Source organism: Streptomyces sp. NPDC097619 (assembly GCF_040302735.1).
Taxonomy (GTDB): domain Bacteria; phylum Actinomycetota; class Actinomycetes; order Streptomycetales; family Streptomycetaceae; genus Streptomyces.
Map to the genome: position 1 here is coordinate 30,936 of NZ_JBEOSD010000039.1, position 26,215 is coordinate 57,150.

25 protein-coding genes are annotated in these 26,215 nt (G+C 74.0%); 14 read left to right on the forward strand and 11 right to left on the reverse strand.

The features are described 5' to 3' along the window. Nucleotides 1-35: 35 nt before the first annotated feature. Together ABTZ17_RS13780 and ABTZ17_RS13785 are read right to left on the reverse strand one after the other, a co-directional pair. A complete protein-coding gene (locus tag ABTZ17_RS13780; protein WP_352195779.1) occupies nucleotides 36-779 on the reverse strand; it encodes a helix-turn-helix transcriptional regulator in 744 nt (247 codons plus the stop codon). A 25-nt stretch (nucleotides 780-804) separates the two neighbouring features. Beyond that, the gene (locus ABTZ17_RS13785; protein ID WP_352195780.1) at nucleotides 805-1,896 is read right to left on the reverse strand and encodes a ParB/RepB/Spo0J family partition protein; all 1,092 of its coding nucleotides are present in this window, start codon (nucleotides 1,894-1,896) and stop codon (nucleotides 805-807) included. A gap of 326 nt (nucleotides 1,897-2,222) precedes the next feature. On the opposite strand from ABTZ17_RS13785, the gene ABTZ17_RS13790 reads away from it, so the two are divergent. The 5 genes from ABTZ17_RS13790 to ABTZ17_RS13810 all read left to right on the forward strand — a co-directional run bounded on the left by ABTZ17_RS13790 (nucleotide 2,223) and on the right by ABTZ17_RS13810 (nucleotide 7,913). Next, entirely contained in the window at nucleotides 2,223-2,753 is a 531-nt protein-coding gene (locus ABTZ17_RS13790; protein ID WP_352195781.1) for a DUF5987 family protein, read from the forward strand. Further along, the gene (locus ABTZ17_RS13795) at nucleotides 2,750-4,405 is read left to right on the forward strand and encodes an FAD-dependent oxidoreductase (RefSeq protein WP_352195782.1); all 1,656 of its coding nucleotides are present in this window, start codon (nucleotides 2,750-2,752) and stop codon (nucleotides 4,403-4,405) included. The genes ABTZ17_RS13790 and ABTZ17_RS13795 overlap by 4 nt, the downstream gene beginning before the upstream one ends. A 251-nt stretch (nucleotides 4,406-4,656) precedes the next feature. Beyond that, nucleotides 4,657-5,145, forward strand: a complete 489-nt coding sequence (locus ABTZ17_RS13800) for an acyl-CoA thioesterase (RefSeq protein WP_352195783.1) — start codon at nucleotides 4,657-4,659, stop codon at nucleotides 5,143-5,145. 317 nt (nucleotides 5,146-5,462) lie between these two features. Then, nucleotides 5,463-6,263, forward strand: coding sequence for a TIGR03084 family metal-binding protein (locus ABTZ17_RS13805; RefSeq protein WP_352195784.1), 801 nt, complete (start codon nucleotides 5,463-5,465; stop codon nucleotides 6,261-6,263). A gap of 126 nt (nucleotides 6,264-6,389) precedes the next feature. Beyond that, the gene (locus ABTZ17_RS13810; RefSeq protein ID WP_352195785.1) at nucleotides 6,390-7,913 is read left to right on the forward strand and encodes a prephenate dehydrogenase; all 1,524 of its coding nucleotides are present in this window, start codon (nucleotides 6,390-6,392) and stop codon (nucleotides 7,911-7,913) included. A gap of 151 nt (nucleotides 7,914-8,064) precedes the next feature. Here the strand turns inward: ABTZ17_RS13810 and ABTZ17_RS13815 are convergent, their stop codons facing one another. The 3 genes from ABTZ17_RS13815 to cmdF form a co-directional block, all read right to left on the reverse strand. Further along, the gene (locus tag ABTZ17_RS13815) at nucleotides 8,065-9,096 is read right to left on the reverse strand and encodes a carboxymuconolactone decarboxylase family protein (protein WP_352195786.1); all 1,032 of its coding nucleotides are present in this window, start codon (nucleotides 9,094-9,096) and stop codon (nucleotides 8,065-8,067) included. 160 nt (nucleotides 9,097-9,256) lie between these two features. Next, nucleotides 9,257-9,718 carry a hypothetical protein gene (locus ABTZ17_RS13820; RefSeq protein WP_352195787.1) on the reverse strand — a complete coding sequence of 154 codons (462 nt, stop codon included), beginning with the start codon at nucleotides 9,716-9,718 and terminating at the stop codon, nucleotides 9,257-9,259. A gap of 305 nt (nucleotides 9,719-10,023) precedes the next feature. Next, the gene (gene cmdF / locus ABTZ17_RS13825; protein WP_352195788.1) at nucleotides 10,024-11,559 is read right to left on the reverse strand and encodes a tyrosine 2,3-aminomutase; all 1,536 of its coding nucleotides are present in this window, start codon (nucleotides 11,557-11,559) and stop codon (nucleotides 10,024-10,026) included. Nucleotides 11,560-11,886: 327 nt separating this feature from the next. Between cmdF and ABTZ17_RS13830 the strand changes: the two genes are divergently transcribed. Genes ABTZ17_RS13830 through ABTZ17_RS13840 form a run of 3 tightly spaced genes read left to right on the forward strand, consistent with a single transcriptional unit; the run spans nucleotide 11,887 to nucleotide 14,743 of the window. After that, nucleotides 11,887-13,530, forward strand: coding sequence for an MFS transporter (locus ABTZ17_RS13830; RefSeq protein WP_352195789.1), 1,644 nt, complete (start codon nucleotides 11,887-11,889; stop codon nucleotides 13,528-13,530). A gap of 9 nt (nucleotides 13,531-13,539) precedes the next feature. Next, complete coding sequence (locus tag ABTZ17_RS13835) at nucleotides 13,540-13,995, forward strand: hypothetical protein (protein ID WP_352195790.1); 456 nt, start codon at nucleotides 13,540-13,542, stop codon at nucleotides 13,993-13,995. Next, entirely contained in the window at nucleotides 13,982-14,743 is a 762-nt protein-coding gene (locus ABTZ17_RS13840; protein ID WP_352195791.1) for a 4'-phosphopantetheinyl transferase family protein, read from the forward strand. The genes ABTZ17_RS13835 and ABTZ17_RS13840 overlap by 14 nt, the downstream gene beginning before the upstream one ends. A 93-nt stretch (nucleotides 14,744-14,836) precedes the next feature. Here ABTZ17_RS13840 and ABTZ17_RS13845 read toward each other — a convergent pair whose 3' ends face one another. After that, nucleotides 14,837-15,244: a DUF6415 family natural product biosynthesis protein gene (locus tag ABTZ17_RS13845; RefSeq protein ID WP_352195792.1), complete on the reverse strand. Its 408-nt coding sequence runs from the start codon at nucleotides 15,242-15,244 to the stop codon at nucleotides 14,837-14,839. A 106-nt stretch (nucleotides 15,245-15,350) separates the two neighbouring features. Further along, on the reverse strand, nucleotides 15,351-16,535 hold the full coding sequence (locus ABTZ17_RS13850; RefSeq protein WP_352195793.1) for a helix-turn-helix domain-containing protein: 1,185 nt from the start codon (nucleotides 16,533-16,535) through the stop codon (nucleotides 15,351-15,353). Between the two features lie 143 nt (nucleotides 16,536-16,678). Between ABTZ17_RS13850 and ABTZ17_RS13855 the strand changes: the two genes are divergently transcribed. After that, nucleotides 16,679-17,260, forward strand: a complete 582-nt coding sequence (locus tag ABTZ17_RS13855; protein WP_352195794.1) for a Uma2 family endonuclease — start codon at nucleotides 16,679-16,681, stop codon at nucleotides 17,258-17,260. A gap of 27 nt (nucleotides 17,261-17,287) precedes the next feature. Here the strand turns inward: ABTZ17_RS13855 and ABTZ17_RS13860 are convergent, their stop codons facing one another. Further along, nucleotides 17,288-18,346: a proline dehydrogenase family protein gene (locus tag ABTZ17_RS13860; protein WP_352195795.1), complete on the reverse strand. Its 1,059-nt coding sequence runs from the start codon at nucleotides 18,344-18,346 to the stop codon at nucleotides 17,288-17,290. 379 nt (nucleotides 18,347-18,725) lie between these two features. Further along, nucleotides 18,726-20,012: a helix-turn-helix domain-containing protein gene (locus ABTZ17_RS13865; protein WP_352195796.1), complete on the reverse strand. Its 1,287-nt coding sequence runs from the start codon at nucleotides 20,010-20,012 to the stop codon at nucleotides 18,726-18,728. 386 nt (nucleotides 20,013-20,398) lie between these two features. Here ABTZ17_RS13865 and ABTZ17_RS13870 point away from each other — a divergent pair, with 386 nt between their 5' ends. Next, nucleotides 20,399-21,010, forward strand: a complete 612-nt coding sequence (locus ABTZ17_RS13870; RefSeq protein WP_352195797.1) for an acyl carrier protein — start codon at nucleotides 20,399-20,401, stop codon at nucleotides 21,008-21,010. Nucleotides 21,011-21,152: 142 nt separating this feature from the next. Here ABTZ17_RS13870 and ABTZ17_RS13875 read toward each other — a convergent pair whose 3' ends face one another. Both ABTZ17_RS13875 and ABTZ17_RS13880 read right to left on the reverse strand, forming a co-directional pair. After that, complete coding sequence (locus tag ABTZ17_RS13875; protein ID WP_352195798.1) at nucleotides 21,153-22,286, reverse strand: serine hydrolase domain-containing protein; 1,134 nt, start codon at nucleotides 22,284-22,286, stop codon at nucleotides 21,153-21,155. A gap of 89 nt (nucleotides 22,287-22,375) precedes the next feature. Then, complete coding sequence (locus ABTZ17_RS13880; RefSeq protein WP_352195799.1) at nucleotides 22,376-23,044, reverse strand: DUF4097 family beta strand repeat-containing protein; 669 nt, start codon at nucleotides 23,042-23,044, stop codon at nucleotides 22,376-22,378. A gap of 561 nt (nucleotides 23,045-23,605) precedes the next feature. Here ABTZ17_RS13880 and ABTZ17_RS13885 point away from each other — a divergent pair. The 4 genes from ABTZ17_RS13885 (at nucleotide 23,606) to ABTZ17_RS13900 (ending at nucleotide 26,128) form a co-directional block, all read left to right on the forward strand. Then, nucleotides 23,606-23,752 carry a hypothetical protein gene (locus ABTZ17_RS13885; RefSeq protein ID WP_352195800.1) on the forward strand — a complete coding sequence of 49 codons (147 nt, stop codon included), beginning with the start codon at nucleotides 23,606-23,608 and terminating at the stop codon, nucleotides 23,750-23,752. 23 nt (nucleotides 23,753-23,775) lie between these two features. Further along, on the forward strand, nucleotides 23,776-24,516 hold the full coding sequence (locus ABTZ17_RS13890) for a thioesterase II family protein (protein ID WP_352195801.1): 741 nt from the start codon (nucleotides 23,776-23,778) through the stop codon (nucleotides 24,514-24,516). 93 nt (nucleotides 24,517-24,609) lie between these two features. Beyond that, nucleotides 24,610-25,173 (forward strand): carboxymuconolactone decarboxylase family protein, encoded by a 564-nt coding sequence (locus tag ABTZ17_RS13895; protein WP_352195802.1) that lies wholly within the window; start codon nucleotides 24,610-24,612, stop codon nucleotides 25,171-25,173. A gap of 31 nt (nucleotides 25,174-25,204) precedes the next feature. Then, nucleotides 25,205-26,128, forward strand: a complete 924-nt coding sequence (locus ABTZ17_RS13900) for an oxidoreductase (protein WP_352195803.1) — start codon at nucleotides 25,205-25,207, stop codon at nucleotides 26,126-26,128. Nucleotides 26,129-26,215 lie beyond the last annotated feature (87 nt).

Consider the following 26,215-nt stretch of genomic DNA (forward strand, 5'->3'; position numbering starts at 1 on the left):
TCCTCAGGCCGTGGTGCGCGTGACCCCGTGTGCCCTCACGGGATGCGGGCCAGCAGGACCGGCGGGTCGAGTACGTCCAGGGGACGCAGCACGATCTCGGCGGGCCGCAGCAGCGCCCCGGGCCGGACCGTGACGGGCCCGTGCTGCCCCACGGAGAGCACCTCGGCGCCCTCCTCGGCCCCGTACGGGGTCGTGTGGACCAGGATGTGCCAGGTGCCCGAGGGCACGTCCCGCAGCTCGAAGGAGCCGGGCTCCTCCAGCACCGCCCAACGCACCGGCCGGCCCTGCCGGACCCGGGTGGGGAAGAGGCCCACGAAGACGGTGCCGGGCTCGTTGCCGGGCGGCAGCACGACCCGGCCGCGCAGGGCCAGGCTGTGGGCCACGGAGCCGCCCGTACCCGCCCCGCGGGGGCCGGCGTCGACGTGCTGGGCCATCTTGGGGAGGACCCCGCCGAATTCCCGGTAGGCGCTCGGAGAGACGCCCACGCACGCCTTGAATCGGGAACTGAAGGTGCCCACGCTGCTGTATCCGACCTGGCTGCTGATATCGGCCACGCTGAAATCGGTCAGCACGAGCAGGCGTTTCGCTTCCTGCATGCGTAATGCGGACAGGAATCGACCCGGGGACGTTCCGGTCACGTCACGGAAGATCCTCGTGAAATGGAATTTGCTGAACATCGCGGTGCGCGCCATGTCGTCGATCGTGAGGTCCTGCCCCAGATTGACGTGCATGTATCCGATGGCTCGGCGGACGGCGTGCTCGATGGTCGTCGTGGTCACCGTATCTCCCTGTCACTGAGGGGCGTCAACGCCGAGTTGGCTGAGTGGTGTGGAGTTCCGCGAGGTCGGGGCCGGCGTGTCTGCGCACGGCCAGTTCCTCGGCGAACCGCCGCCAGGCGTCGGAGCAGTGCCGGGCCAGGTCGGCCACGGCGTCGACGCTGTGCGGGGGTATGGCGTCCAGGCGCTTGCGCCACGCCTCGTCGACCATGAAGTGGGTGTGGAGCCAGCGGATGAATTCGCGGCCGGTGTCGGTGTGCCGCAGGGACGGGTCGGTGGCGAGCCGCCGCAGCGTGTCCATCGGCGGCCGGGAGCGCGGCGACAGGGCCGCCTGGGGGCCGCGGAGGGCGCCGGCCTGACCGGTGGGCCCGGCGGGGCCGCGCAGGCCCGCCTGGGGGCCCGTGCCGGGCGGCACGGGCGGGCCCGCGGCCCGCTTCGCGGCCGCGCCGGCGGCCTGCCGGCTCTGGGGGACGGGGTCCTCGCCGCGCAGCAGGCGTTGCCGCACGTCGTGGGCGGTGCCCAGGGAGAGTCCGGTCTTCTCCACCACGGTGCGCAGCGGCAGGTCCGGGTCCTGGGCGAAGAGTTCGGCGGCGTGCATGCGCTCGGCGGTGCGGTCCAGCGGGTGGGCCCGGCCGTCGGCTCCCGTACGCATGTTCAGCGGCGGAGATCCCGCGGCTGAACAGACGCGCACGCCGGCGACCGTCTTGGCGTCGAGGCCCACGTAGGAGGCGACGGCGCGGTCGGAGAGGCTGGGGTGGGAGGCCAGGATGCGGGCGGCGGCCGTCTTGCGCTCGGCCACCGACAACGGCAGCCCGTGCGCGAGGTTGGCCGCCACGGACCGCAGGAACACCTGGTCCTCGGCGGCGTCCAGGTACCGGACCTCGATGGTGTCCAGCCCCTTGAGAGAGGCCGCGTGGATCCGGTGCATGCCGTCGACCACCCGCATCGTGGTCCGGTGGACCAGGACCGGCGGGAGCGCCGCGAAGACGGCGGCCAGGCGACGGACGTGGGACTTGTCTATGCCTCCGAGCCGAGGGGAGTCGGCGGGGAGGAGGTCGGCGATCGGAACCCTGTGAGTGTCGTGCGCCGACGGGAGCGGGGCATCGTCAGCACTTTTCACGTTGCCCCCAAGCAAGCAGACCGAAGGCGCACTTCCGCAGGACGCCTGTGCCTCGCAGAAGGAATGTCACGTGCAGGTGCGGAATGCATCCGGGACCCGAGCCTAGAGAGGGCCCCCACCGGCCGCGAACTCCGGGGCCCGGGCCGCGCCGACTCTGGGGAGTCGCGTCCGGTCTCGCTGCGACTTTGGCTGGTTGCTTGAACTGACGCCCGAGTTCTAGTTTTCTCTCACGCCGCAAGGCAACCACTCAGAACCGAAGCAGAAAGGGGAATGAGATGCGATCGGAAAACGCACGAGTGGCGCCTGACAGCGGCGAAGGCCGGACGATGACCTTGGAGGCTTACGCCGACACCATCGTCCCGGGGCAGAAGCGCTGGGCCGAAGACCGCGCGATCGCCGGTGTCTCCACCGGTGGGGGCGCGGTCGAGGCCGGGGCGCTGGAACTGCTCCGCTGGGACGCGACCGGGATCCACGACGGTCTCGACGACCTGGCCGACCTCGCCAACGAGCACGCCCGCGGTTACGCCGCGGAGCTCGGGCTCACCCTCGACGAGGAGGTACCGCCTTTCGTAGCTCTCGATTACCAGGACCGGGTCGCGCTGATCGTGCGACTGACGACTCCCGGCCACCCGGAGAAGGACTTCTGGGTGATGCTCTCCCTCTTCTGCAACATGGCCTTCGACTCCGCGGCCCACCTGCACACCGCGCAGGCGCTCGCGGACGGTCACCCCGGCCTCGCCGCCATGGGGATCTCCCAGCCCGACGCCGACGGCCTCTGGCGCTTCAAGGAATTCGGCTACGGCAAGCAGTTCGCGCGTCTCCACCCGGACACCACGCCTCAGGGGAGCCCAGCATGAGCAACAGCGTCGAGCGCACGGACGTCCTGGTCATCGGCAGTGGGTTCGGCGGCTCGATCGCCGCCTACCACCTGGCGGCCGGCGGCGCGAAGGTGACCGTGCTGGAGCGGGGACCCTGGCTCCAGACGGAAGACTTCGAGCACGACTACAAGCTCGGCTCCTCCTACACCCGCGCCTTCGACTTCACGGTCGGTGACGGGATGAGCATCCTCGGCGGCAACTGCGTCGGCGGCGGCAGCGTGGTCTACTTCGCGGCCATGCCGCGGGCCCCGCGGTTCGTCTTCGACCGGCACGGATCGATCGGCCGCCGGATGTGGCCGGAATCCGTCAGCCGCGCCACCCTCGACCCCTGGTACGACCGGGTGGAGGAGTCACTGTCCGTCACCAAGCAGGATTGGAGCGACGTCACGTACGCCGGCGGTCTGTGGGCCGCCGCCTGCAACAGCGCGGGCCGTACGGCGAACCCCCTCGCCGCCGCGGTCGACAACTCCAAGTGCGTCAACTGCAACTGGATGATGGCCGGGTGCCGGTTCGAGGCCAAGCAGTCCCTGCTGGTCAACTACCTGCCCGCGGCTCTGGCGCACGGCGCGGAGATCCGCCCCCTCCACGAGGTGCAGTACATAGCCCGCACCCAGGAAGGTGACTACCGGGTCCACTACGACCTGGTCCACGAGGAGGACTACCGGATCCACGTCGGAACCGGCGAGATCGAGGCGAAGATCATCGTGATCGCCGCCGGAGCCGGTGCCACCCCGGTGATCCTCCAGCGCAGCGAGGCCCACCTGGGCACCATGCCGCACGCCGTCGGCCGGTACTTCTCCGGCAACGGCGAACGACTCAACACCGCCATCATCAACGAGGACAAGGCCGCCGAACTGCTCGGCCTGGACCGCGGCGACGGACTCGCCTACGCCGCGAACCAGATCGGCAAGGGGCCTACGGTGGCCAGCTGGGACCGTCTGGACGGATCCCTTCCCGAGTACTCCCGCTACTCGCTGGAGCAGCTCTACTTCCCGCCGGGTCTGGGCACCATCCTCGCCCAGGTTCCCGACGCGACCGGACCGACCTGGTTCGGGGCGGAGAAGAAGGAGATCCTCAAGCGCTGGACGTCCTGGCTGACCATCTTCACGATGATCGAGGACGACAACGAAGGGGTCTTCGGACCCCCGCCCGCCACCGGCAACGCCCACCGGATCTCCCAGCAGATGCTGGGCCGGGGCAATCTGCGCTACGACCCCACCCCGAACACCCTCGGGGCCTGGGACAAGTCCGACGCCGAGGTGAAGGAGATCCTGGAGAAGGACGGCCTCGCCAAGGTGATGCCGTGGACCAACGACCTCGTGGGCGCCTACACCGTCCACCCCCTGTCCTCCTGCCGGATCGGAGACGACCCGCACACCTCCGCCCTCGACGACCGCAACGAGCTGCGCGGACACCCCGGAATCTTCGTCACGGACGGCTCGGCCGTCCCCGGAGCCCTGACCGTCAACCCGGCCAACACCATCGCCGCGCTCGCCGAGCGCGCCGTGCCCGGCATCGTCCGGGCGGCCCAGGAGAAGGGCGTCGCCGTCACCTACGGGGCACCGGCCCCGGACGGCTCCCGGAGCGGACGCAAGGGCGTCCTGCCCCTGCTGCCCACCCTGACCCGCTGATCGCCGAACCGTCGACCTGCTGATCCGCTGACGCACGACCCCCTTTCACCCGGCCGTACCGGCCGGGAGCGCCACGACCGCGCCGTCCGACAGCGAGCCCCGCTCGCTGCGGGCGGACGGGTCCGACGGGTGGGTTGTTTCAAGCAACCCGCCTGAACACAGTGACTTCCGAGCACCGCCGGCACCCCGCCACATCCCACCGCGGGACCGCCGGACCCACTTCCGCACCCCTACCCGAAGGGCACACGACCATGACGCTCACCGCCACCGCCACCACCCCCGCCGTCGACTACTTCGAGTACCGCCACACCGTCGGCTTCGAGGAGACCAACCTCGTCGGCAACGTCTACTACGTGAACTACCTGCGCTGGCAGGGCCGGTGCCGCGAGCTGTTCCTGAAGCAGAAGGCCCCGGCGGTGCTCGCCGACGTCCAGGACGACCTGAAGCTCTTCACGCTCAAGGTGGACTGCGAGTTCTTCGCCGAGATCACGGCCTTCGACGAGCTGTCGATCCGGATGCGGCTGAGCGAGCTGGGCCAGACGCAGCTGGAGTTCACCTTCGACTACGTCAAGCTCGGCGAGGACGGCACGGAAACCCTGATCGCCCGCGGCAAGCAGCGGATCGCCTGCATGCGCGGCCCCAACACCGCCACCGTGCCCTCGCTGATCCCGGACGCGCTGTCCCAGGCCCTGGAGCCGTACTCCGCACAGGTGCGTTCCCTCGTCGGCCGCGCCGCGTGAGCTCCGCCCCGCACCCCCGGCACCGTCGCGTCCTCTCGGCCGGTGAGTTGCATCAAGCAACCCGGACCGGCCCCACCGGGAGGAGCCCACCAGGCACCCGGACCCCCGCACCCCACACCACGGACCTCGCACGACGCACGCTCCGCACCACCCGTACCGCCCGATCGAGCACCACCGACGGGGGCGCCCGCCCCGCCCCGTCCACCCGGAACACGGCAGCACCCGCAGGACCCGTACCGCCCGCTCCGTACGGCCAGTGAGTTTCATCAAACAACCCGCCCCCGGCCCGAACCGGGAACCACCGAAGGAGACACCCCATGAGCCTCAACGACGTCCTCAAGGCCCTGTCCGCCGACATCGACGCCGTCGCCGACCTGGTCGCCGACCTCGACGACGACGCCTGGTACACCGAGACCCCGGCCACCGGATGGAACATCGCCGACCAGATCGCCCACCTCACCTTCATCTTCACCCTGGCCAAGACCGCGGCCGCCGCCCCCGAGCAGTTCAAGGCCATCACCGCCTCCGCCGCCGACGACTTCGACGGCGCCGTCCACGCCGCCCTCAAGCAGTTCAACGGCTTCCCGCCGAAGGAGCTCCTGGCCCGCTTCCGGGCCGAGGGCGAGGCCTCCGTCGAGGCGCTGGCCGCGGTGCCGGAGGGCTCGGTCGTGCCGTGGCTGGTCAATCCACTGCCCCCGGTCGTCCTCGCCTGCGCCGGGATCATGGAGCTCTTCGGCCACGGGCAGGACATCGCCGACGCCCTCAAGGTGCGCCGCCGTCCCACCGACCGCCTGATCCACCTGGTCAACTTCGCCTTCCTGACCCAGTCCTTCGGCTACGAGTCCCACGGCCTGCCGGCCCCGTCCGAGAACCTCCGCTTCGAGCTGACCGGCCCCAACGGGGAGCGCTGGAACATCGGTGCCGAGGACGCCACCCAGATCATCACCGGCCCCGCCCACGACTTCTGCCTGCTGGTCACCCGCCGCCGCCACCGGGCCGACCTGGGCCTGAGCGCCACCGGCGAGCAGGCCGACCAGTGGCTGGACATCGCCCAGGCGTACCGCGGTCCCGCCGGTGAGGGCCGCCGGCCCGGCCAGTTCGAGGACACCCAGTGGTGAACACCGCCCGAGCCGCCCGCACCACGCACCGCGGCGGCGGCACCGGCGGGACACCCCGCCGGTCCGCCCGCCCGCGCCCCGCCCCCAGCCGCCGGACCCGAGCCCGAAGCCCACCAAGGAGCCGCAGTGACCAGCAGCACCGACCCCCGAGACGCGTTCGACGCCCTGATCGGCGCCACCGGCGGCCTGACCCACGTCACCGTCATCGGCTGCGGACTGATCGGCACCTCGATCGCCCTCGCCCTCACCGGCGCGGGAGTCACGGTCACCCTGGAGGACCGCTCCCGGGAGGCCCTGGAGACGGCGCTGCGGATGGGCGCCGGCTGGGAACTGACGGAGGACATGCCGCCCGCGGACCTCGTGGTGGTCGCCACCCCGCCCTCGGTGACGGTGGACACCCTGTACGAGGCCCAGGCGCGCGGTCTCGGCCACGCCTACACGGACGTGGCCAGCGCGAAGGAGCACATCTGGACGGAGGCCGAACTGCGGGGAGCGGACCTGCTCGGCTACGTCCCCGGGCACCCGATGGCGGGCCGCGAGCTGTCCGGCCCGGCCGCCGCCCAGGCGGACCTCTTCGAGGGCCGGCCCTGGATCCTGTGCCCGTACCCCACGGTGGAGCCCCGCGCCCTGGAGGCGGTGGCCGCGCTGGTCGCCCTCTGCGGGGGAGTCCGGCGGGACATGGGCCCCGCCGAGCACGACCGGGCGGTGGCCGCCCTCTCCCACGCCCCGCAGCTCGTCTCCTCGGCCCTGGCCGCGCAACTGGCCGGGCTGGAGCGGGAGGTGCTGGCGCTGGCGGGCACCGGGGTGCGGGACACCACCCGGATCGCGGGCAGCGACCCCCGGATGTGGGGCGACATCCTCGGCCAGAACGCGACCGCCGTCGCCGACGAGGTCGAGCGGATCGCCGCCGAACTGGCCCTGACCGCCCGTGCCCTGCGGGAACGCGGCACGGAGGGCGCGGCGGCGACGGCCGACCTGAGGGTGGCGGACCTGCTGGGCCGGGGCAACGAGGGGCGGACGGCCCTGGTCGCGGCGGGGGCGGTCGCGGGTTCGGGAGCGGTCGAGGGCGTGGGCGCGGGTTCGGGTTCGGGCTCGGCTTCGGGTGTCGGGTCCGGTGCGGATGCGGTGGTGGCGGCGGTGGCGGTGGCGGGTCCGGCGACAGGGGTGTCCGCCGGTTCCGCCGCCACGACCACCGTGACCGCCGGGGTCGGGGCGGCCGGAGGGGAGGGGAGCGCGGCGGGTGCGGCCCCCGGTCCGGCGGCCCCCGGTACGGAGGCCGGTGCGGCGGGTGCGGTCCCGGGAGCGGGCGGGCCCGTGGGCGAGCGGGTGGACGCGGGTGCGGTGACGGGTACGGCGGCAGGGATGTCCGCCGGGAGTGCGACCGGGGTCGGGTCCCCGGTCGCCGCCCGAACCGGTGCCGCGTCCCCGGCGCCCACGGCCGCCCGGCCCGGGGCGGCCCCGCCCGCCGGCTCCGTCGCCGCCCACGCGGTGGCCCGGGCGGGCGGTCGCGGGGCGGGCGGGCGCGGGACCGGCCGGGGCGGCGGTCGGGCGCCGGCCCGGGCGGGCTCCGGTCGTCGGGCCCGGCCCGGAACGTGCCCGGCCACCGCGGTCGCGGCCCGGGGGCCCGCGCTCCTCGGGCGGAGCGGGTAGGGAAGGGCGGTCGACGGCACGGAGCGCCGGGGCCGGTGGCGGACGGGTTCATCGTCCGCCACCGCCCCCGGCGCTCCGCGCGTTCCCGCGCACCCCCGCTGCCGTCAGCGGGTCAGAGGGGCAGAGGGTCAGCGGTCAACTGGTCGGTGGGTCAGCGCGTCACCGGGGTGACGGCGAGGCGGGAGCCGACGCACAGGGCGGCGGACAGGGCGGCCCAGGCGGTCAGTTCGATGAGGGCGCGGTCCTCGGGGAAGCGGGTCCGGAAGGCCGCGAAGTCCTCGTCCACCGCCTGGTACGGGGCGAAGGCCGTGAGCAGCGCCAGCCGGGCCGCGGGCCGGTCCTCGTGCGGCAGGCCGGTCAGGGCCTCCGTCAGCCAGGCCCGGCTCGGGCCGACCGGGCCGCCGTCCCACTCCTCCAGCCGCTCCGCCAGCCGGTCCCGGACCGCCGTGGGCACCCAGTGCGCGGCGCCCTCCATGGCGGCCACCGCGCGGCCCATGGCCTCGGCCACCACCGGGTTGGGGCGGGCCCAGGACAGGGCGGCCGGCAGCGGGGCCGCCGGCAGCAGCTCCAGCGCGGTCCCCGGTTCCAGGGGCCGGCCCGACACCGGTCGCATGGACCGGGCCACCGTCCGCATGATCGGGCCGCGGACGAATCCGGGGGCCTGGCCGGGCACCGGGGACTCGTCGAGGTACAGCCCCACCATCCGGTTGATGTAGTGGAAGGTCACGGCGGTACCGGCCAGTTCGGGGGCCTGGGCGGCCGGGAACGGCGGCTCCGTCGGCGCCCCCCGGCCCGGCTTGCGGCCCGTCGAGGCCGCCCACACGGCGAGGGCCCCGCCGGGCGCCCCCGGCTGCGCCGACAACGAGTCCAGGGTGGCCTGGTGGACGGAGACGCAGTACGGGCAGGAGTTCGCCCGGGACACCTCGGTGGCCACCACCTCCTTGGCGGTCCGGCCCACCGTCCCCTCGACGAGCAGGGTCTCCCGCAGCATCAGCCAGCCCGCCGCGAGCACCGGCGGGGCGGGGGAGTGCAGGGCCAGCGGCGGGGCCAGCACCCCGAAGTCCCGCTGGGCCTGCTCGTACACCTCGGCCACCAGGCCCCGGGCGCGGCCCGGATCGGTGGCCCGCACGTGGTGGATCTGCCGGAGCGAGCCGCGCAGCACGGCGCGGACGACGGGCCTCATGTCACGTACCTCCATCGGAGCGGTCGGACGGGTCGGAAATTCGGATCGTGTGATGAACGGCAGTGTTAACGCCGTTAACGCCGTTAACGCCGTTAACGCCGTTAACGGCCGGCCGGCCGGAGGGCGGGCCGTGCGGGGGGAGGGCGCGGGCGAGCGGTGGTCAGCCGGCGTCCTCCAGGACCGGGTCCGGGTTCCGGGAGGCGCGGCGCACGATCTCGCCGACCAGGCGCAGGCTGGGCACCACGGGCAGCTCCGGGCCGTCCGCCACGGGCCCGGCCACCGCACCGCGTCGGGCCTCGGCCCGGTCCACGGCGGAACGGGCCCGCTCCCAGTCGGTGGCCCGCGGGGCGTCCGGCGCCGGCGGGGCGAGGGGCTCGGGCTCCGGCCCGTCCTCCGGCGCCGTCGGGAACGGGCCGAAGACGCCCTGCTCCACGAACATCCGGATCAGGGCCGTCGCGGCGTTCTGCGCGGCGGAGGCGGTGTAGGCGGGGACGGCCGTCGCGGCCGCGGAGAGCACCGCCGAGGCGGGTCCCTCCGGGGGCGGGCCGTCCCCCGCCGGATCCGGTGCGGTCACGGCCCCTTCCAACGCGGCCCCCGGGGCCGCCGGTCGGATCTCGCTCATGCTGTGCCTCCTGTGTCCCTGGACGTGCTCCCTGGTGCTCCTTGTGGACGTGCGGTCGTGAGGACGTGCGGTCGTGCCGTGGTGCGGTCGTGCGGTCGTGCCGTGGTGCGGTCGTGAAGTCCCGACGGGTGGTGCGGTGGTGCCGTGGTGCGGGCCCGTTCTCCGGCGGCACCCGGACGTACGGGCTTACGGGCCCCCGGCAGTGCGGCGGTAGCGCGACGGCAGGACGCGTGGTCAGCCGCCCGGGGTCGGCGCGGGCGGGCGGCGCGGGCGGCGGCGGCCGGGCCCACCCGCCCGGCGGTCGGTCAGCGCAGGGCGGCTCCCCCGTACCGGCCCACCGCCCGGAGCAGTTCGCCCCGGGACAGCGCCGTGGTGATCAGCTCGATGTCCTCCGACATCACCCGGTCCACGCCCAGCGCGGGCACCAGCGAGCGCACCGCGTCGTACGCGGCCTGCGCCGCCGGACCCAGCGCGTCGAACCGCCGCCCCAGGTCCACGGCCTGAGCCGCCGCCAGGAACTCCACCGCGAGGATCCGGTTGTTGTTCTCCAGGACCCGCCGGGCACCCCGTACGGCCAGCAGCCCCAGGCCGGCCACGTCCTCCGGGTCCCCGGCCGCCGGGACGCTCTGCACGCTCGCCGGGCCGATGGTGCGGTTCTCCGCGACCAGCGCCGCCACCGGGAACCGCACCCCCGCGAACCCGTGGTGCAGCGCCGGGTCACCCGCCACCAGGAACGGCGGCAGCCCGCCCGGCCGGTCCGGGTCGAGCAGCCGGTGCACCTGCCGCTCGGCCAGCACCCCCAGCTGCACCAGTGAGATCGTCACGAAGTCCAGGGCGAACGCCACCGCCTGGCCCTGCCCGTTCGCCCCGTGGAAGACCATCCGCTCCTCGAAGTACAACGGGTCCTCACCGGCGGAGTTCAGCTCCGTCTCCAGCGTCCCCACCGCCTGGTACAGGGTGTGCCGGACCGCTCCCAGCACCTGCGGCACCGCCCGCAGCGCGTACGCCCGCTGGGCCGCCGGACCCGGATCCGCCGCCCCCCGGCCCGTACCGGCCCCCGCCGGGCCCACCGCGTCCGCGGCCCCGCCGCGCAGCAACGCCCGCAGGTTGGCCGCCGTGTCGATCTGCCCGAGGTGCGGACGGGCCAGGTCGTGACCCGCGGGCAGGAAGGGGCCCGCCGTACCGCCCATGGCCTCCGTGGCCAGCGCCGCCGCGATCTCCGCCTGCCGCACCTGGTCCAGGGCCCGCACCACCACCAGCGCGCCCAGGCCCGTGGCCCCGGCACCCCCGCCGATCAGCGCCCGGCCCTCCCCGGTGCCCAGCGTCAGCGGCGCCAGACCCAGCTCGCCCAACACCCGTGCGGTGTCCACCCGCTTGCCGTCCCGCAACACCTGTCCCTCGCCGATCAGCGTGGCCGCCAGGTGCGCCAACGGCACCGCGTCCCCGCCCGCGCCCAGCGAGCCGATCTCCGGCACCGCCGGGGTGATCCCGTGGTTCAGGTAGCGGGCCAGCCGGGCCAGCACCTCCGGCCGCACCCCCGAGTAGCCCTTCGCCAGGGAGTTCAGCCGGGCCAGCAGCACCGCCCGCGCCTCGTCCTCCCCGAACAGCGGTCCCACGCCCGTGCTGTGACTGCGCACCAGGTTCGCCTGTCGTACGGACTCCTCCGGCCCGGCCTCCCCGGCCAGCCCCCGCAGGATCCGGCGGCTCTTGTGGGCCCGCGTCACCACGGCGTCGGTGAGGCTGACCGGCGCACCTTCCTCGGCGACGGCCCGTACGGCCTCCAGGGTCAGGTTCTCCCCGTCCACGACGACGCAGGCGACCCCGGTCTCGAACACTGACAACGTCCCACTCCCTGCTCGTACCGCGGCTCCCGGCGGACGTACCGGCCGGCCCGGATCCGGGGCCCGAGGCCCCCGCCGGTCCTTGCACGAGGCGCGTACGCTCCGCGGAGCGTCCGGGTCCACCCGGAAATGTCATCATCCGAGCCCGGCACCGACAGCGCGTCTCCTCACGTGCGCAGATCCCCGCCCGGCGGGCGAGCCGGATCTGCCTGAGTACGCCCGGACGGGCGGCGCCGCCGGACACTTGGCCAAGTCAGGCTGCCGGTCGCGGCCGTTTCTCCTTTGGATGGATCCGGGAAATCCGAACTCCGAGAGGATTCGCCGGACATGGCCGGGGAGCTCGTCGACGACAGGGACGGGAGGACGGTGCCCCGTGCGCCGACCGCCTCCCCGCGGGTGCCCGCACCGGCCCACCGTCCCGCCGCCCCGGCCGCTGTCCGCCCCACCACCGCACCCGCACCCATCACCGCCACCGCACCCATCACCGCCACCGCACCCGCCGGGCAGGACGCACCGGTCGCGCGGCGCGCACCCGCCGGGCAGGACGCGCCCGCCGCCGCCGCGCCCGCCGGCCCGAGCCCCTTCCGCGGACTGTGGCTGCTGCTCCTCGGCCCGTTCCTCTCCCTCTTCGACGCCTTCTGCGTGAACCTCGCCGCCGCCTCCATCGACCGCGACCTCGGCCTCAGCGCCTTCGAGTTCCAGGCCGTCGCGGGCGGCTACGGACTGGTCTACGGCCTCGGCCTGATCACCGGCGGCCGCCTCGGCGACCTCCACGGACTCCGCCGCACCTACCGGACCGGCCTGCTCCTCTTCGGCCTCACCTCCCTCGCCTGCGGCCTCGCCTGGTCCCCGACCGCCCTGATCGTCGCCCGCCTCGCCCAGGGCGCGGCCGGCGCCGTGATGCTCCCGCAGGTCCTCGCCCTCATCCGGGTCCGCTTCCCGGGCCCCGCCCGCCCCAAGGCCCTCGCCCTGTACGGACTCGCGATGAGCCTCGGCATGGTCGGCGGACAGCTCCTCGGCGGGGCCGTCCCCGCCTGGGACCCGTACGGGCTCGGCTGGCGCCCGGTGTTCCTGCTCGTGGTCCCGCTCTGCCTGCTCGCCGCCGTCCTCACCGGCCGCGCCCTGCCCGCCGACGGCCCCCGCGACCCCTCCCGCGGGCTCGACGGCACCGGCGTGGCCCTCAGCGCGCTCGGCTTCACCCTGCTGCTCCTGCCCCTGGCCGCCGTACGGGACCTCCCCGGGCCCGCCGGGGCCGCCCTCTTCGCCGCCGGGACGCTCGTCACGCTCGGCTTCGTGGCCCAACAGGTGCGCCGGGACCGCTCCGCGCGGACCGCGCTGCTGCCCGTACGCCTCTTCCGGGTCCGGCCCTTCCGCCTCGGGGTGCTCCTCAACTTCACCCTGTACGTGGCCACCGTGCCCTTCTTCGTGCTGCTCGGCCTCTACCTCCAGGAGGAGGCCGGCCTCGGCCCCGCCGCGGCCGGACTGGCCTTCACCCCCGTGGCCGTCGGCATCGCCGCCGGGGCCCGGCTCGGGCTCGTGCTGCGGGCCCGCTTCGGCCCCGGCACCCTGGTGGCGGCCGGACTGTGCACGGTGGCGGGCCTGGCCGGGGTCCTCGCCGCCGTCGCCGCCTCCGGCCACGGCCCCCACGGACCGGCGGAGCTGACCGCGCTCCTGCTCTGCCTGGCCCTCTTCGGCTTCGGCAACGGCACCAGCGTGCCGCTCGTCGCGGGCATCGTCCTGGAACGCGTACCGGCCGCCGACGCCGGTGCCGGCGCCGGGGTGTTCACCGCGGCCCAGCAACTCGGCGCGGCCGCCGGGGTCGCCGCCGGAGGGGTCTTCCTGTACCCGGCCGCCGAAGGGGACCGGCTGACGTACGTCCCCGCGCTCTGGGTGGCGCTCGCCGCCGCCCTCGTCACCCTCGGGTGCGCCGGACTGCTCGTGTCCGGCGACTCCACCCGGACCGCTGCGTGAGGAGTCACCATGCCCACCGTGCCCAACAGCCCCGCGCGGCAGCCCCGCGTCCAGCCCCCCGGGGTGGTGTGCCTGGACACCGCGCTGAAGGCGCTCGCGGGCGACGCGCGGCGCGGCACCTGGACCGCGACCCCGCTGGAGCGGCGCATCGCCGAACTGCTCTCCATGGCCGCCGCCGGTGGCGGCCTGCCCACCGTGCAGCAGGTCCGCGCCGCCCTGTGGGAGGGCGCCATGACCCTCATCCAGGAGAACGGCGGCCGCTTCGCCGCGCTGCTCGCCGACCTCGTCACCGTCCTGGAGGAGATGGCCGTCGCCCCCGACGGCGAGGACTACCTCGCCGGCTACGAGGCGGCCCGCGAGACCTACGGCTTCATCACGGCGACCGCCGAGGCCCCCGAAGGGCCGGACACCGGGCCCGGCAGCGGGCCCGCGGACCCGGGGCCCGCCGACCATGCCGCGCATTGACCTCGCGCCGCCCGCGCCGTCCGCCCCCGGCCTGCCCCGGGTACCGCGGCCCCTCTCCCTGGACTTCCCGCCCGGCCCGCAGCGGCTCGCCGACACCGGGGCGCAGGTCTGGCTGGCGGACGCCACGCGCGAGGCGGGCGCCGTCGAGGAACTGGCCCGCCGCGTCCTCGACGAACCGGAACGGGCCCGCGCCCGCCTGCTGCGCCGCGCCTCGGACCGGCGCTGCTACCTGACCGCGCACGTGGCCCTGCGGGTGCTCCTCGGCGCCTACACCGGGACCACGCCCGAGCGGGTCCGCTTCCGCCGCGAACCCTGCCCGGTCTGCGGGGAGCCGCACGGCCGGCCGGCCCCGGCGGACCCGGCGCTGCCCGTGCACTTCTCGCTCTCCCACAGCGGGGACCTCACCCTGATCGCCTTCGCGACGGCGCCCGTCGGCGTGGACGTGCAGACCCTCGGCTCGGTGGAGGACGCCGACGAGGTCCGCGGGGTCCTGCACCCCCGCGAGGAGGCCGAGCTGACGGTGGCGCCCCCACGGGCCCGGCCGGCCGCCTTCGCCCGCGCCTGGGTCCGCAAGGAGGCGTACCTCAAGGGGCTGGGCACCGGGCTGGCCCGCAACCCGGCCCTGGACTACCTCGGGACCAGCGCCGGCCGACCCGTCAGCCCGCCCGACTGGACGGTCTCCGACCTGGCCGTGACCCCCGCCTACGCCGCCGCACTGGCCCTCCGGACCCCCCGCCGGGCGGCCTGAACGGTCAGCCGCCGTCCCGGGCGAGCCCGCACCCGAGGGCGACGAGCAGGCTCATGACGCTCAGGACGTACAGGGCCTGGCGTTGCCACTCCCTCACGGGCGGGCCGTCCAGGACCCGAGCTCGTGGCCCTCGATCCAGCGGCGCTCGGACGGGGTCTCGGGCACGGGCAGCCCGAGGCCCCGGCGCAGCGTCCGGACGGCGCGGGCCAGGGCCCGGGCATACCCCCAGTTCGCCAACGGGCCGTCCCCGGGCCCGTCCGTCGTGAGCCGCCGCCAGTCCCGCAGGGCGCCGGCCACCCGCCGGTCGTCCCCCTCGGCGAGCCGCCGCGCGGCGGGCAGCAGCTCCGCCCCGTGCGTCAGCAACCCGTCCACGAGCCGCGCCAACTCCCGGTCCTCCGGCACGTCCGCGTACGCCACGAGCACCCGCCCGATCAACCCCCCGACCGCCGCGGCGGCGACCGCCGACTCCTGAAAGGACCCTGCGGAGGACTGGTCGTACATGGCGGCGCTCCCTGCCGTCGATGGTGTGACGAGCCAAGGGTGGGGGAGCGGCAAGGCCCCGACTGTCACGTCCTGGTGATAGCCGGGGCCCTGGAATGACGCAGCGTCAGGCGCTGAGCCAGGAGCCGTAGGAGAGGAAGGATTCGGGGAGCCTGCGGCGTGCCGCTTCCAGTCCGGCGTACGTCTCCCGGACCGTCTGGTGGTAGCGGGCCTGCTGGGGTGCGGCCTTCCGTGCGGCCTGGAGGTTGCGGAAGGAACCGTCGAGGTCGCCCGACCACATCTGCGCGCGGGCCAACTCGGCGTGGTGGTGCGAGCGGCGCGAGGCGGGCCAGGAGCCAGGGATGCGGATGCGGCCGCCCTCCTCCGCTGCCTGCCCGTACTCATCGAGTTCTGCGAGTACGGAGACCCGGTGCACGGCCACGTTGGTCGGGCCGAAGGCCAGCCAGTGCACGTCCACGGCCTCGCCGGTGCCCGTGGCGATCCGCTCGGCTTCCCGGAGATGCCCTTCGGCCTGCGAGGCGTCCTTGGAACGTCCTGCCATCACGGCCGCGCCGAGGTGGAGCTGCCCGGTCACCGCTTCCCGCTGCCGGCCCGCGTCGGCCTGTTCCAGAGTGTGCAGCCCGAGCGCCACCAGCCGTTCCCCGATGCGGTACTCACCCTCTCTGAGGTAGGTCAAGGCCCGCATGTATCGGTACATGCCGCCCACGACGGCGTCCGAGGCCCGCTCTGCCGCCCAGTCCATCCGGGCGAGCGCGATGGCCGCGAGATCGTAGTACCCGAGCTTGCTGGCCACGTCGTACGCGGTGCGGTAGGTGCTGGCCAGCAGCTGCCAGGACTCGCGGGACCGCTCCGAGTGGGCCGCAGTCGTCACTTCCTGGATCAGCCCGGCCACCTCACCGGCCGCCCGCTTGATCTCCCCCGCGCGCACGGCGACGAGCAGTCCCTCGGCCTCGTCGGCGAGCAGGCGCCGGTCCCTGGGAGTTATGTCCGGATCGACTCCGAGGTCGTACACGTCGAGGGCTTCGCGGATCGGCCGGATGAGTACGTCGAGCTGGTCGGCGCGCAGTTCGCTCACGTACGGCTGGCCGGTGACGGTCGCGACTTCCACCCGCAGGGCCCTGGCCACGGCGGCGATGACGTGGGGGCTGGCGGCGATGACGCCCTGCTCCGTCTTGGTCAGGGTGCTGTACGGCACCTGAGACAGGTCGGACAGGGCCTGCTGGGTGAGATGACGTTCGAGACGCAGTCGCTTGATGCGTGCGCCGGTGTGGTCGTGAGGAAGAGCGTGCATCCTGAGCTCCGTTCTGACTCGACACCAGAACGGTACCGGCCCCGATATCGGGCGCAGACCTCCCCGACCGCCTCGGTGCGTGGGGACGCCGGCCCGCTCCCTGGGCCACACTGGGGGCAGGCGATGAGAGAGGTGAAGGGGACGTGAGCATTGCCAGTTTTGCCGAGCATCACGGGCCCTGGACCGTGGAAGCGGTCCTGGCCCTGGGTGAAGACCGTTCGCACCGCTACGAACTCGTTGGTGAGTCGCTCGTGATGTCCCCCGCTCCCGGTCTGCGTCATCAGCGGGCCAGTTTCCGTCTCCACGTCGCACTGGACGCGGCCGCTCAGGCGGCCGGCGCCGCCGTCGAGGTGCTGGAGGCGATCAACGTGATCCTTCCCTCCGGGCTGGTCGTCCCGGACATCGTCGTCGCCGATGCCGGCGCGACCGAGGAGGACGCCGTCAGCATCGATGCCGAAGCGGTCCAGCTGATCATCGAGCTGGTGTCACCCGGCAACAAGACGATGGACCGCAAGTTCAAGCCCATGCTGTACGCCGAGGCGGGGATCGAGCACTACTGGCGGCTCGAGTTCGACCCCGCCCCGCGTCTCATCGTGTGCGAGCTGGTCGACGGCCGGTACGTCGAGAGGACCACCGCCCTCCCCGGGACCACGACCCGGATCCCGAGGCCGTTCCCCTTCGGGATCGATCCGGCAGGTCTGGCCGACGCCAAGCGCGGGGGCTGATGCGGCCGTCCGTCCGGGTGGGCCCGGTCAGTAGGCCGTCGTCGGGGACGGGGGGGTGCCCTGGGCTATGTCGGCCAGGGCGTTGAGGACCATCGGGGGGTGTTCCGTCAGGCGCTGGAGGAGGTGGAGCCACCAGTTGGTGCCGTAGGTGGCGTAGATGCGGCAGGGGCGGCCGGTGTCGCGGTGGTGGCGGAGGAGTTCGGGCTGGACCCCGTACAGCATCTCGATCTCGCTGACCCGGGCCAGCAGGCCGGTCTCCTCGGCGGTGGCGAGGACGGCCGGGTCCTGGGTGGCGAGGCTGACGCGGACGCCTCGGTCCACGAGCATGCGGGCCAGGTGCAGGAAGCGGTCGTCGAGGGCGGGGCCGCGGCCGAGGGCGATGTGTCGGGCCTCGGGGTGGGCGCCCTTGACCAGGCGGACGCGCCGGCCGGGCCGGGCCACGGCGACCACGTCGTCCTCGGTGCGGTGCAGTTGGGCCTGGAGGGTGACGCCCAGGTTGGGGTGGCGGCGGGAGAGTTCTTCGTGGACGGACAGGACGGTGTCCACGCCGGGGGAGCGGTCCATGCCGAGGACGACCTCGGCCCCGCGGAGGGCGGCCGCCGCGGCGATCCGGCCGGTGTTCGCGAGGGCCAGGCCCCGGGAGACGGAGAGGCCGACCTGTCCCAGGTCGAAGCCGAGCCGGTCGGGGGCGGAGCCGTGGGCGAGCAGGGCCAGGTACTCCGTGACGGTGTGCTCGACCCGGTCCGGGTCGTCCCCGTCCTGGTCGGAGGCGGTGAACTCGGCCGTGACCCGGTACCCCTTGGCGCGCAGGGCGCCGATCCCGCCGAGGAACCCGGCGCGGTCGGGGGCGAGGACGTACCGGCGGGCGGCGGGGGCCAGCAGTTCCTGGAGGGCGGAGCCGGGCGCGGCGAAGGCGGCCCGGCAGCGAACGTCCGTGGCGATCTTGCGCAGCCCCTCGGCCGCCGCTTCGAGCAGGGCGCGCTGTGAGGTGGCTGTGGGGGCCGTGGCGGTCGGGGAACCGGTGGTATAAGCTCCGTTGGCAACAAACCGTGGCCAATGGTTGCCAACCTCAAATTCCCTGTTCACGTCCGTACCTGCCATGCTCATCCACCCCCTGAGCGGAGTCGTCTCGCTGACTTGGATGCGCGGAGTTGCCAATTCTAGGCAACATGTTGCCATAGTCGCGCGGATGTGGCAATGCGTGCGGGTGCGTGAAGGGCCTGGGAAGGGCCGGGAAAGGGCTGAGGGGGAGCGGGCGGTGGCCGGGCGTCCGCGGGCATGCCGGCGCGCGGCCTCGTGGGGCCGGGGTGCGTGACATCGGGGCGCGGCGGCGGTGGGACGGCACCTGTCGGGCGCGGCCTGCCGGCGGCCCGTACCCGCAGGTGGCGGCGGGTACGGCAGGTACGGCGGCGACTGCTCGTCCGAACGGGCGAGCGGGTCCGGCGGCCGGGCCCGGCCGCCGGGGTCAGGCCGGGAGGTCGCCCGCGGCGCCGGGGGGCGCGGGGGTGCCGGCGGCCGTGGCCGCGGGGTCGCCCTGGGCCCGGGCGCGGGCCTGCATCAGGCATTCCGCGGCCAACCGCCAGATCTCCGCCGCCAGATCGATGGCGGAGTTCTCCTGTGCTTTGACGGCGAGGCGCTGGAGCCCGGCCAGGCCCTCGTCCTCGTCGCCGCTCAGGATCTTGAGCTGGTTCTCCAGGACTTCCAGGCGGATCTGGGTCTGGTACGGCAGCCGCAGCTCGGACCGGCTGAGCCGGTCCAGCAGGGCGCGGGCGTCGGGGTGCCGGCCCTCGTGGAAGGCGAGCCGGGCGCGGAGCGCGGTCAGCGCCTGCTCCAGCGGCGGCGTGCCGGCGAAGGGCAGCCCGGCCTCGGCGGCCTCGATGCAGCGCTGGGCGGCGTCGGCGTCCGGGGGGAACTTCTGGAGCTGGAGCTCGGCCATGGCCACCCGCAGCCGGAGCCAGAGCGAGAGGTTCTCCCGGCTGTCGAACCGCTCCAGGGCCTGTTCCAGGAGGGCTTCCGCGGCGGCGGCCTCGCCCTGCCTGATCCGCAGGGCCGCGGCCGTCCAGATGGCCTCGGCCCACATGGCGTCGCTGCGGCCCTCGACCAGCTCGGTCAGCTCGTCCGCGTGCTTGCGGGCGTCGGGCATCCGGCCCGCCTCGGCCTCGACGGAGACCAGTACGAGCAGGGCGCCGGCGATGTCCTGGGTGGCCGGGCTGTGGTCCCGGGCCAGTCGGAAGGCGGTGGAGGCGGCGTCGACGGCGGGCAGGATCTCACCGGAGACGCGGAGCGAGCGCGCGTACTGGGTGAGGGCCCGCGAGCGCAGCTCGGGCAGCCCGATCTCCTCGCTGACCTCGACGAGTTCCTTGAGGTAGGCGTGTTCGGCGGCCCGTTCGCCGTGCCGGCGCTTCCACTGGGCCAGCAGCCACAGGGCCTGCCAGCGCAGCATCGGGTCCTGGCCGTGCGAGGACTCCAGGGCCTCCGCGAGGAGTTGGCTGTTCTCGTCGGAGTCCAGGGAGGTGGCCAGGGAGAGGCTCTGGGCGAGCGAGGCGGCCCGGGACTCCTCGAAGTCGGCGGGACTGATGCCCAGCTGCCCGGCGAGGTGGGTGACGGCGCGTTCGGTCGGCTGGCGCGCGCCCGACTCCAGGCGTGACAGATAGCCGGTCGACATTCCGTCGCCGGCGAGGGCGGCCTGCGAAAGGCCCCGCTCGGTCCTCAGCTGCTTCAGCCGACGACCGAAGGATGGCTGCTCCAGCACGTGTATGCCCCAACGGTGTGAAGGACTGCGAAGGCTCCGGGCACCGTCTTGCCGCTGCCGTGTCACATGATGCGCTTCTCTTGTGCCAGAGCGTATCCGTGAACAGTGCAGGTTAGCAAGGAAGTGGTGGCCGGGGCCCGCGCTTGTGGACCATGGGGAGGGGCATTTCAGGCAAGGCAGACTCTGGCGTACTGCCGCCAAGGTTGGCAAGTCGTTGCCAAAAGTGGCCCGATTGTCGTACGCTTCTTGGCAACGCCGGGCGGCGGGGCTCCCGAGGGGCCCCGAAGGTCGCGGCATCCGCATGACGACGCCCGGGCGAGTCCCGGACGAGCCCGATCCTCGACGTGCCCGGACGAGCCCGGACGATGCCCATGGGAGTGGCGAAGATGACCCGTGACCGCTCTGCCGTCATCGCCGTGAACGGCGCGTCGGCCGCGACGGCCCCCCCGACCGGGAGCACGGCCGCCGAGGCGGTCGACGAGACCGGCGAGGTGCGGGCGTTCATGTTCCGGGCCTGGGGCGAGCTCCTCGGCTGCGACAGCCTCACCGAGCACTCCGACTTCTTCGCCCGCGGCGGGGACTCCCTGCTGCTGACCCGGCTGGTCCGGCGGATCGGCCGGGAGTTCGGCGTCGCGGTGCAGCTCCACGACATGTCCTGCCGCAACCTCGGCGACCAGGTCCTCCTCGTGGAGGGCATGCGGTCCCGGGCCGGGGCCGGCGTGCGGGACGTACGGGCCTTCCTCGCGGGGGAGTGGGCCCGCCTGCTCGGCTGTGAGGGCACCGAACTCGCCGAGCGCTCGGACTTCTTCGCCCTCGGCGGGGACTCCCTCCTGATGACCCGGCTGGTCCGCCGGGTGGGCCGGGAGTACGGGGTCTCCGTGGCGGTCCACGACATGCTGGCCGCGCCCACCCTCAGCGGTCAGGCCCTGCTCGTCAGCAGCCACCTGACGGCCGCCCCGCGGCTGACCCTCACGATTCCGGGCCGCTCGGCGGCCTGAGCCCGCCGCGGTCCTCCGCCGTCGTCCGCCGTCCTCTTCCGCCGTTTCCCGCAGTTCTCCGCGGGCCGGGTCACCGGTCCCGCGGTTCCCGCGTGTCCGCCCGGGGCGGTTCGGTCCGCCCCGGGTCCTTCGTGCGCGCCCCTCATCCGGCGGCCGGGCCGGTGCCGCCCGCGTTCCCGAACACCGTCTCCAGGAGTTCCCGCGCGGCCCTGGCGAACGGGCCGGCCAGGGACAGTCCGGCGTCGTCCACGTAGTTCAGACCCGCCGTCAGCGTGGTGGCGCCGTCGGGCGTGGAGTACATCAGCGCCGCGTGCCCGGCCGCGCCTCCGTTGTGCGTGAGGACGGTGGCCCCGTCCTCGGTGCGCTGCACCATGATCCCCAACCCGTATCCGGCCTTCGGGTGTGCCTCGTACATCGCGGCGAGCAGCGGGGCGGGCAGCAGCCGGCCGCCCACCAGCGCGGAGACGAACAGGTGCAGGTCCCTCGTGGTGGAGACGAGGTCACCGCCCCCGGAGATCCAGGACGGGTCCTGGCGGGTGACGTCCACCGTCTCGGTGACCCCGCCCTCCTCGTACCGGTAGTAGGCGTGGGCGTGCGGCCCGGGCAGGTCGGAGAGGGTGCCGGGCCGGGCGGGGTCACCGGGCTGGAAGGTCCCGGTCAGTCCCAGCGGGTCCACGATCCGGCGCCGCAGCTCCTCGCCGGAAGGGCGGCCGGTGACCTCCTCCACGAGCAGCCTGGCCAGCACGTAATTGGTGTTGGAGTAGCTCCAGTCCGCCCCCGGCTCGAACCGTGGGGCCTTCGACAGGGCCAGGCGGACCAGCTCCTCCGGCGGTCGGGCGGTGAACCGTCCCTCCACCCACTCCCGACCCTGCCAGACGATGCCCGGCACGATCGTGCCGTCCTCGTAGTACTCACCGGTGAAGTTGAAGATCCCGCTGGTGTGTCCGAGCAGCATCCGGACCGTGATCCGCCGGTCCAGCCCGAACGAGGACAGGTGGTCCGCGACCGGGTCGTCCAGACCGATCCGGCCCTCGGCGACCAGTTGGAGCACGAGGACCGCGGTGAAGGTCTTGGTCGTGCTGCCGATCCGGATCAGGCCGTCCACCGGCGGTGCCGCGGTGCCACCCAGCTCGGCGAGTCCGGCACTGCCGGTCCACTCGCCCCGCCGGTCGTCGACGCGCAGCTGGACCCCGGTGACACCGGCCTCGATGAATCCCCTCATGACGCGGCGCAGTTCGGGACGGTCGTGACGGGTGTCGGTGACGGACGTGGACATGGGATCGGTGCTCCTCGCGGCGTGGTGGGTGTGTGGGTGTGCGGGTGTGCGGTGCGCGGGGGTGGGCGTGCCGCGACCGGACCGTCGGTTCAGACGGTGCGGGCGGAGATGTCGCCGTAGGACGTGGTGGCGCGGATGCGGAGCTCCGGGGCCTCGCCCTGGTTCCGCAGGGCGTTGTGGATCCGGCCGTAGCCGGTGCCGGCGTCCAGGGTGGCGGAGGTGCCGCGGGCCGCGCCGATCGAGATCCGGCCGTGCTCGGTGCGCAGTTCCACCTCGCCGCGGCTGGCCTCGGTGACGGTGATGTCCCCCTTCTGCGTACCGATCTCCGCCGGGCCGCCCAGCCGGCCGACCGCGATGTCACCGGCCATCAGGGACAGCCTGGCCCCCGCGGTCTCGTCGAGCTTCACGGTGCCGTGCGCACCCTCGAAGACCACGTCGCCGAGCCGGCCGACCCCGCGCAGCTCCCCGGCGGCGGTACGGGCCTCCACGCTCGATCCGGCGGGCAGCTGGACCGTCACCTCGACGGCCCCCGAGGCGCCCAGGAAGCGCTTCTCCGGCTGCGGGGCGACGATCCGCAGGACCGCGCCGTCGAAGGCGACCTCGACCTGCTCGGCGGCCTTCACGTCCCGGCTGCGGGACGGGTCCGCCGGGCGGACCTCGACCACGGTGTCCGTGCGGTCCGCGGCGATGAGGCGGACCGGGCCGGCGGGGACGTCCAGGACGACGGCGACCGGGGCGGGGGTGGCGAACTGTTGCATGACGGGCTCCATTGGCATCGGTGCGGCCGGCCGGCCGCTTCGGTGTCTCGTGTGGTGTCGCTGTGTTTCCGACATCACGAACGCTACGTTGCGTTCCCGGTCTCGACAAGCAATCTGTTGCTTGGGTTGAGTGTTTTAGCAGGTCAGGGCTGGCAATTCGTTGCAACGGTTCGAAATTTAACGCAACGTCACTTGACGTTACGTTGCAATGATCTGAGGCTGAACGCACCGTCGGGTCGTATCGCGCGCCCCCTGTCCCGCGCTCGCGGGTCCGGCGGGGCCCGCGGGGCGGAGTTGCCAAAAGCGGGGCGGGTGGGGGCGGGTTGCCAAAGGGGGGCCGAACGGGGGGTGCGACCGGTCTGGCCTGCGGGTTCAGCGGGGGCAGGGAAAGCCGGGTTGTCCGGGACATGCAGGCAAGTTGCCAAAGTCTGGCAAGTGTTTGCCAAGCGGGGTCGGGCTTCGCTAGCGTCCTCGCATCGGACGTCGGAGCCCACACCGGGACCGGCGGAAGAGCACCGCGAAGCCGCGCCCGCGCGTCGCGGCAGACCCCGAGGAGTTCCGATGAGAAGCGCCCTGCACGTCGCCCGGATGTCCGTCGTCGCCGGTCTCTTCGGGATCGTCGCCGTCTTCGCCACCGTGCCGGCCGCCGTGGCCGCCGCCCCCGTCGGCGCGGTCCCCGCGACGACGAACGAGATCGAGTGGCCCTGAAAACCCGTCGGCGACCCACGTCCATGACTCCCTGGCTGCAGTGCACGACGGCACGACCGGACGCCGCACAGCGTCTGGTGTGCTTTCCGCACGCCGGCGGAGTGCCCGCGTTCTACTCCCGCTGGGCCGACGGCCTGCCCGCCACGGAGATCCACGCCGTGCGGTACCCGGGCCGCGCCGAGCGCACCGGAGAACCCTGCGCCACCGACCTGCACGAGACCGCCCGTGAGATCGCCGAGGCCCTGCGCCTCGTCGCCGACCGGCCGCTCGCGCTCTTCGGGCACAGCATGGGAGCGTGGATCGCCTTCGAGACGGCCCGGCTGCTGGAGGCCGACGGCATCACCGTCAGCCACCTCTTCGCCTCCGCCGCCCCGGCCCCCCAGACCCGCACCGCCCCCGATCCGGACGTGCCGCTCGACGACGACGAGCTGACCGCCACCCTGATCGGACTCGGCGGGACCCCGGCGGAACTCCTCGCCGAACCGGTCCTGCTCAAGCTCGTCTTCCCGTACGTCAACGCGGACTTCCGGATGGCCGGACGGTACGTCTACCGGCCCGGGCCCCCGCTCGCCTGCCCCGTCACCACCCTCGTGGGCGCCGACGACCCGGTCGCCGGACCGCACGCCACCGAAGCGTGGTCCCGCCAGACCCGTGGCCCGTACCGCGGCCACACCGTGAAGGGCGACCACTTCTACCTCGCGGAGAAGCCCCCCTTCGACCTGATCCAGGATCTTCTCGCGGGTTGGCCGGAAGGCCGTCGCTGACGGCGGTGACCTGGCTAGAGTCACTGCCGTCGTGACCATGCCAACCGGGACGCGCACCGCGCGATCCCGGGGGCCGCCGAAAGGACGCCGCACATGCCGCACATCCGGATCGACAACGACCTCCCCGGCATCAGCGGCCTCCTGGCCCAGCGCACCGACACCGCCCGCCCCCTGGGGCTGCTGGCGGACGCACTGCTGCGCGCCCCCTCCTCGCTGCCCCCCGGCGAGCGCGAACTCATCGCCGCCTACGTGTCCGAGCTGAACGCCACCCAGTTCTGCTCCGCCTCGCACAGCGCCTTCGCCGCCGCCCAGCTCGACGGCGGCGCCGAACTCGTGGCCGCCGTCCTCAAGGACCCGGACACCGCCGCCGTCTCCCCGAAGCTGCGCGCCCTGCTCAAGGTCGCCGCCGAGGTGCAGGCCGCCGCCCGCCCCGTCGCCGAGGAGACTGTGGCCGCCGCCCGCGCCGCCGGAGCCGACGACACCGACCTGCACGACACCGTGCTCATCGCGGCCGCGTTCTGCATGTACAACCGCTACGTCAACGGTCTCGCCACCGAACTGCCCGCCGACCCCGGCCACTACGACCGGGCCGCCCAGCGGATCGTCACCGAGGGCTACGGACGGGACCGCACCCGGGAAGCCCAGACCTCCGCCTGACCCGACGGAGGCCGAACCCGAAGGGGAAGCCATGGCCGGCCGGAGCAAGTGGACCGCACGGGACGTGCCCGACCAGCACGGCCGGACCGCCGTCGTCACCGGCGCGGGCTCCGGACTCGGCCTCGAACTCGCCCTCGCCCTCGCCCGGAGCGGCGCGCACGTCGTGCTCGCCGTCCGGGACGAGGCGAAGGCCGCCGTGGCCGTGGCCCGCATCCGGGCCGCCGTCCCGGCCGCCGAGACCACCCTCCAACACCTGGACCTCGCCGACCTCGGCTCCGTGCGCGCCGCCGCCAAGGAACTGCGGGAACGCTTCCCCCGGCTCGACCTGCTCGTCAACAACGCGGGCGTCATGTGGACCCCCGACACCCCCGCCACCCGCAGCGCCGAGGGCTTCGAGCGGCAGTTCGCCACCAACCACCTCGGACACTTCGCCCTCACCGGGCTGCTCCTCGACCGGCTGACAGGGACCCCCGGAGCGCGCGTGGTCACCCTCAGCAGCTACCTGCACCGCTTCGGGCGGCTCGGGGCCCCCGACCCCACCGGGCGGCAGAACCGCTACACCGCCTACAACCGCTCCAAACTCGCCAACCTGGTCTTCGCCCTGGAGCTCCAGCGGCGCCTCGCCGAAGCCGGCTCCGACACCCTGTCGCTGGCCGCGCACCCCGGGCTCGCCGACACCGGGCTCGGACGCGAGCTGCCGGCCGCCGTGCGGGCCCTGGCGCCCGTGCTCGGGCCGCTGTTCCTGCAGAGCGCCGAGCGGGGGATGCTGCCCGGGCTGCGGGCCGCGACCGATCCCGCGGTGCGGGGCGGGCAGTACTACGGGCCGCTCGGCATCACCGAGACCCGGGGGTACCCGGGGGTGGTGCGGCCGGGGCGGGCGGCGCGGTCGCGGGACGCGTGGCGGAGGCTGTGGGACGACTCCGAGCGGATCACCGGGGTGCGGTACCGGTTCTGAGGGGCTTTCGGGGGCTCCGCCCCCGGACCCCCGCGCCTCAAACGCCGGCGGGGCTGGATTTTGCCTCCGTCGGCGTTCGGCTGTCCG

Bases quoted from the DNA above. Each gene is read 5' to 3' on its own strand.
- ABTZ17_RS13875 (WP_352195798.1), bottom strand. From the start codon at position 22,286: ATGTCCACGTCCGTCACCGACACCCGTCACGACCGTCCCGAACTGCGC.
- ABTZ17_RS13790 (WP_352195781.1), top strand. From the start codon at position 2,223: ATGACCTTGGAGGCTTACGCCGACACCATCGTCCCGGGGCAGAAGCGC.
- ABTZ17_RS13815 (WP_352195786.1), bottom strand. From the start codon at position 9,096: ATGAGGCCCGTCGTCCGCGCCGTGCTGCGCGGCTCGCTCCGGCAGATC.
- ABTZ17_RS13795 (WP_352195782.1), top strand. From the start codon at position 2,750: ATGAGCAACAGCGTCGAGCGCACGGACGTCCTGGTCATCGGCAGTGGG.
- ABTZ17_RS13800 (WP_352195783.1), top strand. From the start codon at position 4,657: ATGACGCTCACCGCCACCGCCACCACCCCCGCCGTCGACTACTTCGAG.
- ABTZ17_RS13870 (WP_352195797.1), top strand. From the start codon at position 20,399: ATGACCCGTGACCGCTCTGCCGTCATCGCCGTGAACGGCGCGTCGGCC.
- ABTZ17_RS13890 (WP_352195801.1), top strand. From the start codon at position 23,776: ATGACTCCCTGGCTGCAGTGCACGACGGCACGACCGGACGCCGCACAG.
- ABTZ17_RS13900 (WP_352195803.1), top strand. From the start codon at position 25,205: ATGGCCGGCCGGAGCAAGTGGACCGCACGGGACGTGCCCGACCAGCAC.
- ABTZ17_RS13840 (WP_352195791.1), top strand. From the start codon at position 13,982: ATGCCGCGCATTGACCTCGCGCCGCCCGCGCCGTCCGCCCCCGGCCTG.
- ABTZ17_RS13895 (WP_352195802.1), top strand. From the start codon at position 24,610: ATGCCGCACATCCGGATCGACAACGACCTCCCCGGCATCAGCGGCCTC.
- ABTZ17_RS13850 (WP_352195793.1), bottom strand. From the start codon at position 16,535: ATGCACGCTCTTCCTCACGACCACACCGGCGCACGCATCAAGCGACTG.
- ABTZ17_RS13885 (WP_352195800.1), top strand. From the start codon at position 23,606: ATGAGAAGCGCCCTGCACGTCGCCCGGATGTCCGTCGTCGCCGGTCTC.
- ABTZ17_RS13835 (WP_352195790.1), top strand. From the start codon at position 13,540: ATGCCCACCGTGCCCAACAGCCCCGCGCGGCAGCCCCGCGTCCAGCCC.
- ABTZ17_RS13845 (WP_352195792.1), bottom strand. From the start codon at position 15,244: ATGTACGACCAGTCCTCCGCAGGGTCCTTTCAGGAGTCGGCGGTCGCC.
- ABTZ17_RS13880 (WP_352195799.1), bottom strand. From the start codon at position 23,044: ATGCAACAGTTCGCCACCCCCGCCCCGGTCGCCGTCGTCCTGGACGTC.
- ABTZ17_RS13830 (WP_352195789.1), top strand. From the start codon at position 11,887: ATGGCCGGGGAGCTCGTCGACGACAGGGACGGGAGGACGGTGCCCCGT.
- ABTZ17_RS13805 (WP_352195784.1), top strand. From the start codon at position 5,463: ATGAGCCTCAACGACGTCCTCAAGGCCCTGTCCGCCGACATCGACGCC.
- ABTZ17_RS13820 (WP_352195787.1), bottom strand. From the start codon at position 9,718: ATGAGCGAGATCCGACCGGCGGCCCCGGGGGCCGCGTTGGAAGGGGCC.